Source organism: Paraburkholderia sp. GAS41, from assembly GCF_050436545.1.
GTDB lineage: Bacteria > Pseudomonadota > Gammaproteobacteria > Burkholderiales > Burkholderiaceae > Paraburkholderia.
Genome location: NZ_JBNDMK010000005.1, coordinates 83,702 through 97,478 on the forward strand (window position 1 = coordinate 83,702; position 13,777 = coordinate 97,478).

A 13,777-nucleotide genomic window follows, 5' to 3' on the forward strand; every position below is an offset into this window, starting at 1 on the left:
TCGCATCGACGCGTCCGGATTCGTCTCTCTACTTGGGTTATCGGATAGGCGGTCGTAAAGCTTTAGGCCGCTATATGGAGGTTCAGGTCGAATCTGCGCAAAAACCGGCCCTGCGGCGCGCAGTCCGCTCACGTGACAGGTCCGGTCCGCGGGCCCCCGCCCGCGCGCCGTTCCCGGCGCCGGCCCGCAAGCGGGCCAGCCGGTCGTCTCGTCAAACCTGCATCTGCATGATGTCGTTGTAGGCGGCCACCAGCTTGTTGCGCACCTGCAGGCCGAACTGGAAGCCCAGGTTGGCTTTCTGCCCGTCGATCATCACGTCGTTCAGCGACACGTTGGACGCGCCGACTTCGAAGGCCTTCGCCTCGCCTGCCGCCGATTTCTGGTCGTCGCTGATCTTGTCGAGCGATGCCTTGAGCGCGGACGCAAAGCCGCCCGAGCTGGCCGCGCCCGCCTGATCCGCGACCGACTCGGTACCGCCGGCGGCCTGGGCGGCCATTGTCTGCATTTGCTGCAGCGCCGACGAGAGCGCGTTCAAGGGCATTGTCATGTTCTCTCCAGAGGAAGGTAGAGCGGCGCAGCACTGGCTGCCATAGCAACGGCTGCCGATCTGACCGAGAGAATATCAGCGGGCCCGGTTCGAAAGACCCGAAACTGGGGGGGAAACCCTGCTCTATTCGAGCAATCGGGTTGTCCGCGCCTGCGCATAATTCCACTGGTGAAAGTCTCTGTCCGTGCGCCCGCCGACCCCGGTGTGGCGGCAAGCGGCAGGACCCCAGGCATCCCGGAGATACCCGACGCATGGATTCGTCAGCCAACTCGTTGATCAACCCCGACGCCCGTATGGGCCTCGCCGGCGCGCAAGCGCCTGGCGGTGCGCCCGCCGCCGGCCAGGCCGGCGGCGCCGCGGACCTCGGCGGTGGAGGTCTCGGCGGCAACTTTACGCAGCGCCTGTCCGGCTTGACGCAGATGCGCGGCAATCCGCGCGCGCCCCTGATCTTCGCGGTCGCCGTGCTGGTGGCCGTGGTGATGGGCCTGTGGCTCTGGTCGCGCACGCCGGACTACAAGGTGCTGTACAGCAACCTGTCGGATCAGGACGGTGGCGCGATCATCACCGCGCTGCAGGCGGCCAACATCCCCTACAAATTTTCCGATGGCGGCGGCGCGATTCTGGTGCCGACCGAGCAGGTGCACGAAATGCGTCTGCGCCTTGCCTCCCAGGGCCTGCCGAAAAGCGGTTCGGTCGGTTTCGAACTGATGGACAACGAGAAGTTCGGCATCAGCCAGTTCGCCGAGCAGGTCAATTACCAGCGCGCCCTCGAAGGCGAGCTGGAACGCACCATCGAATCGGTCAACGCGGTGAAGTCGGCGCGCGTGCATCTGGCGATCCCGAAGCCGTCCGTGTTCGTGCGCGATCACGAGACGCCGTCGGCCGCCGTGCTGGTGAACCTGAATCCGGGCCGCATGCTCGACGAAGGCCAGGTGATGGCGATCACCCATATGGTGGCGTCGGCGGTGCCGGACATGCCGGCGCGCGGCGTGACTATCGTCGACCAGGACGGCAATCTGTTGACCCAGCCGCCGTCCAGCGCAGGACTCGACGCCACCCAGCTCAAGTACGTGCAGCAGGTCGAACACAACACGCAGCAGCGTATCGACGCGATTCTGGCGCCCCTGTTCGGCGCGGGTAACGCGCACTCACAGGTGAGCGCCGACGTCGATTTCTCGCAGATCGAACAGACCTCGGAAAACTACGGCCCGAACGCCAATCCGCAACAGGTCGCGATTCGCAGCCAGCAGACCAGCAGCGACACGGAACAGTCGCAAGGCGGCGCCTCGGGCGTGCCGGGCGCGCTGTCGAACCAGCCGCCGCAACCCGCCTCCGCGCCGATCAACGCGCCGAACGGAGCGGGCGGTCCGGCCACCACGCCGGTCAGCGACCGCAAGGACGCAACGACCAACTACGAACTCGACAAGACCGTGCGACACGTCCAGCAGTCGATGGGCAACATCAAGCGGCTGTCGGTGGCGGTGGTCGTGAACTACATGCCCACGGTGGATGCGAAGGGTCACGCGACCATGCAGCCGCTTAGCGCCGACAAGCTCGCCCAGGTCAATCAGCTGGTGAAGGACGCGATGGGCTTCGACGCCAAGCGCGGCGACTCGGTGAACGTGGTCAACAGCGCCTTCACCACCGACGTCGACCCGAGCGCGAACCTGCCGTGGTGGCGCACGCCGGACATGATCGCGCTGGCCAAGCAGCTGGCCACTTACCTCGGCATCGGCGCGGTCGCCCTGTTCCTGTACTTCGTGATGGTCAAGCCGGCGCTACGCCGCGCCTTCCCGCCGCCGGCACCGGCGCTCGCCGCACTGGCTTCGCCGGACGAACCGATCCTGCTCGACGGCCTGCCGGCTTCCGAGCGCAGCGGCAGCGCCGCGGGCGACGACGACGGCGAGTCCGAACTGGTGTCGCTCGAGAGCGACAAACACAAATTCGAGCGGAATCTGGAATACGCACGCAACATCGCGCGCCAGGATCCGAAGATCGTTGCAACTGTCGTCAAGAACTGGGTGTCCGATGAGCGCTGAAGGCGTGGTGAAGAGCGCGCTCCTGCTGATCTCGATCGGTGAGGAAGAAGCCGCGCAGGTATTCAAGTTTCTCGGGCCGCGCGAGGTCCAGAAGATCGGTGTCGCCATGGCGGCGCTGAAGAACGTGACGCGCGAACAGGTCGACGAAGTGCTGCGCGAGTTCGTCCGCGAGGCCGAACAGCACACGGCGCTGTCGCTCGATTCGAGCGACTACATCCGTTCGGTGCTGACCAAGGCGCTCGGCGACGACAAGGCCGGAGCGATCATCGACCGGATCCTGCAAGGCAGCGACACGAGCGGTATCGAAGGCCTGAAGTGGATGGATTCGTCCGCGGTGGCCGAGCTGATCAAGAACGAGCACCCGCAGATCATCGCCACCATCATCGTGCACCTCGACCGCGATCAGGCCTCCGAAATCGTGTCCTGTTTCAGCGACCGCCTGCGCAACGACGTCCTGCTGCGTATCGCCACGCTCGACGGCATCCAGCCGGCCGCGCTGCGCGAACTGGACGACGTGCTGACGGGCCTGCTGTCCGGCAGCGACAACCTCAAGCGCAGCCCGATGGGCGGCATCCGCACCGCGGCGGAAATCCTCAACTTCATGTCGAGCAACCATGAAGAAGGCGTGATCGAAAACGTCCGCCAGTACGACGCGGAACTCGCGCAGAAGATCATCGATCAGATGTTCGTGTTCGAGAACCTGCTCGACCTGGAAGACCGCGCGATCCAGTTGCTGCTGAAGGAAGTCGAGTCCGAAGCGTTGATCATTTCGCTGAAGGGCGCGCCGCCCGCGCTGCGTCAGAAGTTCCTGTCGAACATGTCGCAGCGTGCAGCCGAGCTGCTCGCCGAAGACCTCGATGCCCGCGGCCCGGTCCGCGTCTCCGAAGTGGAAACGCAGCAACGTCGCATTTTGCAGATCGTGCGTAACCTGGCAGAAAGCGGCCAGATCGCGATAGGCGGCAAGGCGGAAGATGCATATGTCTGATCAGGATCCCACGCGCAAGGGGAGCCTCTCGGCCTACCAGCGCTGGGAGATGGCCTCGTTCGACCCGGTGCCGCCGGCGCCGCCCGAAGAAGCTGTCGATGACGGCGCTTTCGAAGCCGAACTGCAGCGGTTGCGCGATGCCGCGCATGCCCAGGGCGTCGCCTCCGGTCATGTGGCCGGTCAGGCGCTCGGCTACCAGGCTGGCTACGATCAGGGTCACGCGCAGGGCTTCGCCCAGGGCCAGGCCGAAGCGCGCGAAGAAGCCGCGCGCCTCGCCGCGCTGGCGGAAACCTTCAAGGCCGCGCTCGACGGCGCGCAACACGAAATTTCGGAAACGCTGGTCGCCCTCGCGCTGGACATCGCGCAGCAGGTGGTGCGCCAGCACGTGCAGCACGACCCGGCCGCGCTGATCGCCGCCGCCCGCGAAGTGCTGGCCGCCGAGCCAGCCTTGATCGGCGCGCCGCACCTGATCGTGAGCCCGGCGGATCTGCCGGTGGTCGAGGCGTATCTAATGGAAGAATTGCAGGCGCGCGGCTGGTCCGTGCGCACGGACCCGGCGGTCGAGCGCGGCGGTTGCCGCGCCCATGCCGGCACCGGCGAAGTGGATGCCGGTATTGACACACGCTGGGAGCGGGTTGCCGCCGCCCTCGGCAAGGCCAGCACATGGTAAAGCCGACCATCGCGGAGATCCGCGCCAGCGATCTGACGCCGCTCGAACAGGAGCTGGCGCTGGCGTCGTTCGGCGCCGAGGCGCTGGCCGACGAGGCGTTGTCCGACGAGCCGCAGGACGCACCGCGTCCGCAAGCGGCGCCGCGCAGCACCGCCCCACGGATGGCCGCCCCGCACGATCCCCGCCATGGCCATTCAACCGGCGCGTTTGCCGCCGCGAGCCGCGATGCGACGCCAGGCGCCGCGAACGCAGCCGCCGCGGCACGTCCCGCGCCGGATCCCGCGCTTGCCGACAACCCGCACGTGAACGCCTGGCGCGCCCACCTGGACGGCTTGCGCGCCCGCAACGCGATCGCCCGGCCCATGCGCGCCTGCGGACGCTTGACGCGTGCGGCAGGCCTCGTGCTCGAAGCGGTTGGACTGCGACTGTCGGTCGGCGCCGAAGTGATGATCGAACTGCCGCAAGGCAGCTCACTGCCGATGGCAGAAGCCGAAGTGGTCGGCTTCGCCGGCGACAAGCTGTTCCTGATGCCGACCACCGAAGTCATCGGCCTGCTGCCCGGTGCGCGCGTCTATCCGCTGGAAAGCGCGCCGATCGCCGATCCGATGGCCGGCGCCAAGCGCCTGCCGGTGGGTTGGGAACTGCTCGGCCGCGTGCTGGATGCATCGGGGCGGCCGCTCGACGGACTCGGCCCGCTCGGCGCCAAAGCGGATGCGCCGCTGTCCGCGCCCACCATCAACCCGCTGAACCGCGAGCCGATTCATAAGGTGCTCGACGTCGGCGTGCGCGCGATCAACGCCTTGCTGACCGTGGGCCGTGGCCAGCGCATGGGACTCTTCGCCGGTTCGGGCGTCGGTAAATCGGTGCTGCTCGGCACCATGGCGCGCTACACCAGTGCCGAAGTGATCGTGATCGGCCTGATCGGCGAGCGCGGCCGCGAAGTGAAGGAATTCATCGAACAGATTCTCGGTGAGGATGGCCTCGCGCGCTCCGTCGTCGTCGCGGCGCCCGCAGACGTCTCACCGCTCCTGCGGATGCAGGCCGCTGCTTACTCGACCTCGCTCGCCGAATATTTCCGCGATCAGGGCAAGCATGTGCTGCTGCTAATGGACTCGCTGACCCGCTATGCCATGGCGCAGCGCGAGATCGCGCTGGCGATCGGCGAGCCGCCGGCCACCAAAGGCTATCCGCCTTCGGTGTTCGCCAAGCTGCCGGCGCTCGTCGAGCGCACCGGCAATGGCCCGGCGGGCGGCGGATCAATCACGGCGTTCTACACGGTGCTGACCGAAGGCGACGACCAGCAGGACCCGATTGCCGATTCGGCCCGCGCGATTCTCGACGGCCATATCGTGCTGTCGCGCTCGCTCGCCGAGGCCGGCCACTATCCGGCGATCGACATCGAAGCGTCGATCAGCCGCGCGATGACCTCGCTGATCGAAGAGCCGCATCTGGAAAAAACGCGTCTGTTCAAACAGATGCTGTCGCGTTACCAGCGTAACCGCGACCTGATCAACGTCGGCGCCTATTCGAGCGGGCGCGACCCGTTACTCGACCGTGCGATTGCGCTGTATCCGCGCATCGAAGCATTTTTGCAGCAAGGCTTCCGCGAATGCGCGGAATTCGAGGCGAGTCTGCAGAGACTCAATGCGCTGTTTGCCTAAGGAGGCTGACGATGGCGAAACACTTTCCGATCAAGACGCTTATCGGCCTCGCCCAGGACGATGTGGACGCCGCCGCACAACGCCTTGGCCGTGCGCAGCGCGAGGCGAACGACGTGCAGGCGCAGCTCGACGCGCTGGTGCGTTATCGCGACGAATATCACGCGCGCTTCACCGCGACGGCGCAATCGGGCATGCCGGCCGGCAACATGCGTAACTTCCAGGCCTTTATCGACACGCTCGACGCCGCCATCGACCAGCAGCGCAAGATGCTGCAGGCAGCCTACACACGCGTCGAAGCGGCCAAGCCGGAATGGCAGCGTCAGAAACAGCGACTAGGCTCATACGAGGTCCTGCAGGCGCGCGGCGATAGCGCGGAAGCCCAGCAACTGGCGCGGCGCGAACAGCGCGACGCCGACGAACATGCAGCCCGGATTCTCAGGATGCGCGCCGAGGGTGCGTAAGCCCGGCACCTCCCGGAATGCATGAAGACTTGAATTTGACCGCGTGACCGCATGACCGGCACGAGCGGAACTTGACCGGGATTCCCGGAGAGACAGATCAGCCATGTCGCCACTTTCGTATATCAGTTCACTGTTCGGCTCGTCGGGCAATTCGCAGACGAACTCGCCGGTGGACATCGTGAGCAGCCAGCCGTTCTCGCAGACCTTGCAGCAGAGCATCGACGCGCAGAACACGAGCAGCGTCGCGCAGAGCGCACCGGCGCCGACCCCCACGCCCGCACCGGCACCCTCGCCCACGCCGTCGTCATCGGCGAGCACGCCTGCACCGGCCCCGGCGAACAGCCAGAGTTCGAACAGCACGACCGACACGAGCAGCGCCAGCAACAGCCAGAACAACGCGAGCCGCGGTAGCGGTAGCAGCAGCGCTAGCCATAGCGGCGGCAATGGCAATAGCACGACTTCGACGGCATCGTCAGGCAACGCGCAACAGAGCGGCGCGAACGGCACCAAGTCGAGCTCGCAGCAAGGCAGCGACGGCTCGGGCAATGCGACGACCTCGGCGGCGGCGGCATCCGTGGCGGCCCAGTTGCAGGCGCAGGCCCAGCTTCAGGCGCTCGCAGACGCGAATGCGAACGCAGCAAACGGCCAGACGGGCACCGGCGACGGCACGACGCTGACGGACGGGACCGCCGACGAGGCGGGTGCAGCGGGAAGCAGCGCGGCCGATGGCAAGCATCACGGCAAACACGTGGCTGCGGACGGTTCGAAGTCGGCGAGCGACGCGTTGCAAGCCGCGCTTGCGGCGCTGACCGGCACGCAGGGCGCGGCGGCGACGCAGACCGCTAACCTCGGCAGTGCGACGAATGCGACGACAGGGACGGATGGCGCGACCGGGGTGTCGCTGCACGGATCGGCGAACGGCAAGAGTTCGTCGAGCGATGTATTGCTGGGTGACGCGAAGGGCAAGTTGGGCGAGAAGATGGAACAGACGGCGGCGACGACGAGCGCGAGCGACGCGGCCACGGCGAAGAATGCGGCCGATGCGCTGGCCGCCACGACCACGGCAGCGTCGCAGGACAGCCTGTCGAGCCTGAAGAGCACGGTGGATGCGGCGAATGCGGCGCTGGCGACGAGCCAGGCGGCAGCGAGCGCTTCGAGCGTGACGACGACGGCAACCCAGGGCGCCAATCCGGCCGCAGCGGCAGCGGCGGCGAGCGCGCTGGCGCCGACGGTGGGGACATCGGACTGGGAGGACGCGTTGGGGCAGAAGGTGGTGTTTCTGTCGAATGCGCATCAGCAGAGTGCTGAATTGACGTTGAATCCGAAGGATCTTGGGCCGCTGCAGGTGGTGTTGCAGGTGGCGGACAACCATGCCCACGCGTTGTTTGTATCGCAGCATGCGCAGGTTCGTGAAGCCGTCGAGGCGGCTTTGCCGAAGTTGCGGGAGGCGATGGAGCAGAACGGGATCGGGTTAGGGAGTGCGAGTGTTTCTGACGGGTTTGCCCGCCAGACTGGACAGGGGGGGCAGTCTTCTGACGGGGCTGGAAAGGGTGGGGCTGGTGGTGGTTTTGCCTCCGGCGGGGATGGTGAGGGTGATGGTGTTGTTGCTAGTGTTGCCGTTCGGCGGTCGGTGGGGTTGGTGGATACGTTTGCCTGATTTTTTGCTTTTGGTTTTTGGTTTTTGGTTTTTGGTTTTTTGCTTTTGGGGTCTGCCTGCGGCGCTTTTGGCTCGGCTCTTATGGCGTTGGCCTTCCTTGTTTTGTTATCGGTCTATTAGCTTCGCCCCTGTGCGGGGCAGCACCTACTTTTCTTTGCCGCCGCAAAGAAAAGTAGGCAAAAGAAAGCGGGCTCACACCGCTAGCTCGTAGCGAGACATCTCTGTCGTCAACCGGGAACGGCCCAAGACGAGACCCGCCCTCGCCCCGCACACGTCAGTGACACAGCAGTCATTCATCCCGCCCACACACTCCGTGCGCGGCGGTCAGGTCCACCAAGACGGACTCGCGTCCGTCCACGCTTCAGTCCTTTCGTCTTTCGCTGTACATAGTCTCAAATCGGCCGGGCACGTGCGGCATCACCCCGACAGGACAGGACACGACAGCACAGCACAGCACAGCACAGCACAGCACAGCACAGCACAGCACAGCACAGCACAGCACAGCACAGCACAGCATTGCATTGCGCGGCGCGGCGCGCCACAGCATTGCGCAGCACGGGCGTCGCGTGGCGTGGCACGGCACGGCGCACGATGCATTGCAATCGAGCCGAGGTATGGGGGGGGTGATGTACCTGACGGCGGGGCGCGTAGCGCGACGCTGGAGCGGATGACTGCTTTGTCACGAACGTGTGTGGGGCGGGGACGCGTCTTGTCTTGGGCCGTTCCCACGGGCACACCTAGATGGCTCACTACTGGCTGGCGGTGTGAGCCCGCTTTCTTTTGCCTACTTTTCTTTGCGGCGGCAAAGAAAAGTAGGTGCTGCCCCGCACAGGGGCGAACCTAATAGACCGATAACAAAACAAGGAAAGGCCAACGCCATAAGAGCCGAGCCAAAAGCGCCGCAGGCAAACAGACCACCAACAAAGCAAGCAAACACCAACCCCAAAAGCAAACAACCCAAAGCGCCGCACAGGCAAAAAAAAACCCCAAACCTCATTCAGACAAACCAGACAAACCCAAGAGATACCCCCCAAACCCCCTTCTTTTCGACCCATCGCGCCACGCGCAATTAAACAACAATTCACCCTACCAGCACTGAGGCAAGCAAGAATCCATGGCATCGACGACCGCAAACCAGCAAGCCACCATTCAGCCGGCCACTCCGGGCCCGTTGAAGCGCATTCTCCTCATCGTGCTGATCGCCCTGCTAGCCGCAGGCGCAGCCGGCGCAGGAACATGGTTCTTCATGTCCCGCCGTGAGCCGGCCCCCGCGCCGGCCCAAGCCGCCGCCGCGCCGGCAGCACCCGCGATTCCGGTGTTCTTCCCGCTCGAACCCATGACCGTCAATCTGCAGTCGGACGACGGCCAGCAACACTATCTGCGCATCGGTCTCACGCTCAAGCTGAACGACCCCAAGGTCCAGCAGCAGCTCACCGATCACATGCCGGAAATCCGCAGCCGCGTCCTGCTCGCGCTGTCGAACAAACACCCGGACGATCTCGCGCCCCTCGACGGCAAACGCGCGCTCGCTACCGAACTCAAGACACTCATCGAACAGCCGACCGACAAAGGGGTCGCCCCCGTCACCGTCGAAGACGTGCTGTTCACCGAATTCGTCGTGCAGTGACGCCGCGTAACGCTGCTGCCATCATCAATCGCCAAGGGACGCACGAGGAATAGGAATGGGCCACGAAGAGTTCATGTCCCAGGAGGAGGTCGATGCACTCCTCAAGGGCGTAACCGGCGAGTCCGACTCGGAAGCGGAGCAGCATGATCGCTCCGGTGTCCGGCCGTACAACATCGCCACGCAGGAACGCATCGTTCGCGGCCGGATGCCCGGCCTCGAAATCATCAACGACCGCTTTGCACGTCTGTTGCGCGTCGGCATCTTCAACTTCATGCGCCGGACCGCAGAAATTTCCGTCGGCCCGGTGAAGGTGCAGAAGTACAGCGAGTTCACCCGCAACCTGCCGATCCCGACCAACCTCAACCTGGTCCACGTGAAGCCGTTGCGCGGCACGTCGCTGTTCGTGTTCGATCCGAACCTCGTGTTCTTCGTGGTCGACAACCTGTTCGGCGGCGACGGGCGCTTTCATACCCGTGTCGAAGGTCGCGATTTCACGGCCACCGAACAACGCATCATCGGCAAGCTCCTCAACCTCGTGTTCGAGCACTACACGACGTCGTGGAAAAGCGTGCGGCCGTTGCAGTTCGAATTCGTGCGCTCAGAAATGCACACGCAATTCGCCAACGTCGCGACGCCGAACGAAATTGTCATCGTCACGCAGTTCTCGATCGAGTTCGGCTCCACGGGCGGCACGCTGCATATCTGCATGCCGTACTCGATGATCGAACCGATCCGCGACATCCTGTCCTCGCCGATCCAGGGCGAAGCGGTCGATGTCGACCGCCGCTGGGTGCGCGTACTGTCGCAGCAGGTGCAGGCCGCGGAAGTCGAACTGACCGCCGATCTCGCGCAGATCCCGATCACGTTCGAACAGATTCTGAACATGCGCAAAGGCGATGTGCTGCCCATCAACATTCCCGAACACATCACCGCGAAGGTGGATGGCGTGCCGGTGATGGAATGCGGCTACGGTATTTTCAATGGTCAATATTCGTTGCGCGTCCAGAAGATGATCAGCGCAGCGGACACGATGAAGGAAGGTGGATATGACTGAGCTGAACGCAACGCCGGAGAAGGAATTGCCGGCAGAGGCGCAATTTCCCGGCGTGGAAGCGGAAGAGGCCTCCCTCGACGACTGGGCCAGCGCCCTCGCCGAGCAGAACGACAACAGCGCCGTCAACGCGACGACGGCCGGCGTGTTCCAGCCGCTTTCGAAGGTGGAACCGAACACCACGCGCAACGACATCGACATGATTCTGGACATTCCCGTCCAGATGACCGTCGAACTCGGCCGCACCAAGATCGCCATTCGCAACCTGCTGCAACTCGCGCAGGGCTCGGTGGTGGAACTGGACGGCCTCGCCGGCGAGCCGATGGACGTGCTCGTCAACGGTTGCCTGATCGCGCAGGGTGAAGTCGTGGTGGTCAACGACAAGTTCGGTATCCGCCTGACCGACATCATCACGCCGTCCGAGCGGATCCGGAAGCTGAATCGATGAAACGCCTTGCCGGGCGCATTGCGAGCGGTTGTGGGCGCGTCCTGCTGGCCGCGTTGCTAGCCCTCCCCTCGTTCAGCGCCGCCGCAGCCGACATGAATGCGGTCAATCATCCCGCTGCGCTCGCCTCGAATGTCGGCGCCGGCTCCGCGGTGCCGTCGCTGGGTGTCGGCGCGGTGTTGCAAACCGTCTTCGGCCTGCTGGTCGTGATCGGTCTCGTGTTTGCCTGCGCCTGGCTCACGCGTCGTTTCGGGCTCCAATCCGGCGGCCGCGGCGGGCTGGTGAAAACCATCGGTGGTGCGTCGCTCGGCGGCAAGGAGCGCGTCGCCGTCATTGAGATCGGCGATACCTGGCTCGTGCTCGGCGCGGCTCCCGGCAATGTCCGTCTGCTGCACACCATGCCGGCCGGCTCGGCTGCCGGCGTGGGATCGGCCGCTGCAACGCTGCCGCCTGGCGTCGTCGGCAATGCGCTGCCCGGCACCTTCGGCCAGCGCTTTCGCGATGCGCTGAAAGGCGAAGTGGGCAAACGTTTCAACCGGCCAGACGGCAGGGATCAGTAAATGCAGTTGACTCATTCACCAGCGCGCCGCGAGCACGCGGCCCCGCGTCGTGTCGGCATGATCGGCGTGATCGGCGCGATCGGCGCAATCGGCGCAAGCAGTGTTCCTCGCACATCCGGCGGTACCCTGCGACGCCTCTTCACGTTGGCATTGGCGGCGTTGCCGGTCCTGCTGATGACACTGCCGTCGCTGTCGTTCGCACAGACGGCCGGCTTGCCCGCGTTCAATACGAGTCCCGGACCGAACGGCGGCACGACCTATTCGCTGAGCGTGCAGACGATGCTGCTGCTCACGATGCTGTCGTTCCTGCCGGCGATGGTCCTGATGATGACGAGTTTCACGCGCATCATCATCGTGCTGTCGCTGCTGCGTCAGGCGCTCGGCACGACCACGACGCCGCCCAACCAGGTGCTGGTCGGTCTCGCGCTGTTCCTGACGCTGTTCATCATGTCGCCGGTGCTGGACAAGGCCTATGACGACGGCTACAAGCCCTTCTCCGAAGGCTCACTGCCGATGGATCAGGCGGTCACCCGCGGTCTCGCGCCGTTCAAGTCTTTCATGCTGCGTCAGACCCGCGAAACCGACCTCGCGCTGTTCGCCCGCATTTCGCACGCGCCGCCCATGCAAGGCCCCGAAGACGTGCCGCTGCCGCTGCTGGTGCCGGCCTTCGTGACAAGCGAGCTGAAAACCGGTTTCCAGATCGGCTTTACCATCTTCATTCCGTTCCTCATCATCGACATGGTGGTGGCGAGCGTGCTGATGTCGATGGGGATGATGATGGTCTCGCCCGCGACGATCTCACTGCCGTTCAAGCTGATGTTGTTCGTGCTCGTCGACGGCTGGCAGTTGCTGATCGGCTCGCTCGCGCAGAGCTTCTCGTAACGCAACGCGTCCTCCTAACCTCACGGCTTCCGGCCCATTCATCATGACACCCGAATCAGTCATGGCGCTGGCGCACCAGGCGATGTATGTCGCCCTGCTGCTTGCTGCGCCGCTGTTGCTCGTCGCACTTGTCGTCGGTTTGACCGTGAGTCTGTTCCAGGCCGCGACGCAGATCAACGAGGCGACGCTGTCGTTCATTCCGAAGCTGCTGGCGATCGCCATCACGCTCGTGATTGCCGGCCCGTGGATGCTGTCGACGATGCTCGATTATCTGCGTCAGATGTTGACGAATATCCCCACGCTCGCCAACTGAGCATCGCGGGCCCGTCATGTTTTCCGTCACCTATGCGCAACTGAACACGTGGATGGCCGCGTTTCTGTGGCCGCTCGTGCGGATTCTGGCGCTGGTGGCGACCGGGCCTGTATTCGGCAATGCAGCGCTTTCGACGCGGGTGAAAATCGGCCTCGCCTCGTTCATCACCCTCATCGTGGCGCCGACGCTGGGGCCCATGCCGCAGGTCACGGTCTTTTCCGCGATGGGCGTGTGGATCATCGTGAACCAGTTCCTGATCGGTGCCGCGCTCGGGCTGACGATGCAGATCGGCATCACCGCGATCCAGGCCACCGGTGAATTCGCCGGGCTCGGCATGGGTCTGGGCTTCGCCACTTTCTTCGATCAGCAGACGAGGGGTTCGACGGCGGTGCTGTCGAGCTACATGAACGTCTTTGCAATGCTGGTGTTCCTCGTGCTCGACGGCCATCTGCAGATGCTGAGCGCGCTGATCGCCACGTTTCAGTCGCTACCGATTTCGAGTGACCTGCTCGGCGCGGCCGGCTGGCGCGCCGTGCCGATGTTTGGCGGAACGATCTTTTCAATGGGCCTGCTGCTGGCATTGCCGGTGGTGGCCGCGCTGCTGATCGCCAACCTCGCGCTCGGCATTCTCAACCGGGCGGCGCCGCAGATCGGCGTGTTCCAGATCGGCTTTCCGCTGACCATGCTCGTCGGCATGCTGCTGTTGCAGCTGATGGTGCCGAATATGATTCCGTTCTTCGCACGCCTGTTCGATGACGGGATTGAGCAGATGGGGCGAGTGGCGGCGGCGTTGCATTAACGCTGGTTTAAACCAAGCCCAAAACAAAAAAACGGGAGGCCGCCGAAGCGCCTCCCGTTCTCCCTGCAAAAACCCTTCGC

The 13,777-nt window shown here is 64.6% G+C and carries 14 protein-coding genes; 13 read left to right on the plus strand and 1 reads right to left on the minus strand.

What is annotated here, in order from left to right; genetic code table 11:
- Positions 1-211: 211 nt before the first annotated feature.
- Positions 212-547: a flagellar hook-basal body complex protein FliE gene (fliE, locus tag P3T43_RS09830; protein WP_429280854.1), complete on the minus strand. Its 336-nt coding sequence runs from the start codon at positions 545-547 to the stop codon at positions 212-214.
- A 251-nt stretch (positions 548-798) separates the two neighbouring features.
- Between fliE and fliF the strand changes: the two genes are divergently transcribed.
- From fliF to fliR, 13 genes are all read left to right on the plus strand, one after another.
- Positions 799-2,586: a flagellar basal-body MS-ring/collar protein FliF gene (gene fliF / locus P3T43_RS09835; protein WP_429280855.1), complete on the plus strand. Its 1,788-nt coding sequence runs from the start codon at positions 799-801 to the stop codon at positions 2,584-2,586.
- A complete protein-coding gene (fliG, locus tag P3T43_RS09840) occupies positions 2,576-3,571 on the plus strand; it encodes a flagellar motor switch protein FliG (RefSeq protein WP_429280856.1) in 996 nt (331 codons plus the stop codon). Before fliF ends, fliG begins: the two co-directional genes overlap by 11 nt.
- Positions 3,558-4,241 (plus strand): flagellar assembly protein FliH, encoded by a 684-nt coding sequence (fliH, locus tag P3T43_RS09845; RefSeq protein WP_429280857.1) that lies wholly within the window; start codon positions 3,558-3,560, stop codon positions 4,239-4,241. Before fliG ends, fliH begins: the two co-directional genes overlap by 14 nt.
- Positions 4,235-5,902 carry a flagellar protein export ATPase FliI gene (gene fliI, locus P3T43_RS09850; RefSeq protein WP_429280858.1) on the plus strand — a complete coding sequence of 556 codons (1,668 nt, stop codon included), beginning with the start codon at positions 4,235-4,237 and terminating at the stop codon, positions 5,900-5,902. The genes fliH and fliI overlap by 7 nt, the downstream gene beginning before the upstream one ends.
- An 11-nt stretch (positions 5,903-5,913) precedes the next feature.
- Complete coding sequence (gene fliJ / locus P3T43_RS09855; protein ID WP_429280859.1) at positions 5,914-6,363, plus strand: flagellar export protein FliJ; 450 nt, start codon at positions 5,914-5,916, stop codon at positions 6,361-6,363.
- Between the two features lie 103 nt (positions 6,364-6,466).
- The gene (locus tag P3T43_RS09860) at positions 6,467-8,020 is read left to right on the plus strand and encodes a flagellar hook-length control protein FliK (protein ID WP_429280860.1); all 1,554 of its coding nucleotides are present in this window, start codon (positions 6,467-6,469) and stop codon (positions 8,018-8,020) included.
- A 1,114-nt stretch (positions 8,021-9,134) separates the two neighbouring features.
- Entirely contained in the window at positions 9,135-9,647 is a 513-nt protein-coding gene (gene fliL, locus P3T43_RS09865; RefSeq protein WP_429280861.1) for a flagellar basal body-associated protein FliL, read from the plus strand.
- A gap of 55 nt (positions 9,648-9,702) precedes the next feature.
- Positions 9,703-10,701 (plus strand): flagellar motor switch protein FliM, encoded by a 999-nt coding sequence (fliM, locus tag P3T43_RS09870; protein WP_429280862.1) that lies wholly within the window; start codon positions 9,703-9,705, stop codon positions 10,699-10,701.
- Complete coding sequence (gene fliN, locus P3T43_RS09875) at positions 10,694-11,146, plus strand: flagellar motor switch protein FliN (protein ID WP_429280863.1); 453 nt, start codon at positions 10,694-10,696, stop codon at positions 11,144-11,146. Before fliM ends, fliN begins: the two co-directional genes overlap by 8 nt.
- The gene (gene fliO, locus P3T43_RS09880) at positions 11,143-11,703 is read left to right on the plus strand and encodes a flagellar biosynthetic protein FliO (RefSeq protein WP_429280864.1); all 561 of its coding nucleotides are present in this window, start codon (positions 11,143-11,145) and stop codon (positions 11,701-11,703) included. The genes fliN and fliO overlap by 4 nt, the downstream gene beginning before the upstream one ends.
- Complete coding sequence (fliP, locus tag P3T43_RS09885) at positions 11,704-12,585, plus strand: flagellar type III secretion system pore protein FliP (protein ID WP_429280865.1); 882 nt, start codon at positions 11,704-11,706, stop codon at positions 12,583-12,585.
- A gap of 43 nt (positions 12,586-12,628) precedes the next feature.
- Positions 12,629-12,898 carry a flagellar biosynthesis protein FliQ gene (gene fliQ / locus P3T43_RS09890; RefSeq protein WP_429280866.1) on the plus strand — a complete coding sequence of 90 codons (270 nt, stop codon included), beginning with the start codon at positions 12,629-12,631 and terminating at the stop codon, positions 12,896-12,898.
- A 16-nt stretch (positions 12,899-12,914) separates the two neighbouring features.
- Positions 12,915-13,697 (plus strand): flagellar biosynthetic protein FliR, encoded by a 783-nt coding sequence (gene fliR / locus P3T43_RS09895; RefSeq protein WP_429280867.1) that lies wholly within the window; start codon positions 12,915-12,917, stop codon positions 13,695-13,697.
- Positions 13,698-13,777: the final 80 nt, after the last annotated feature.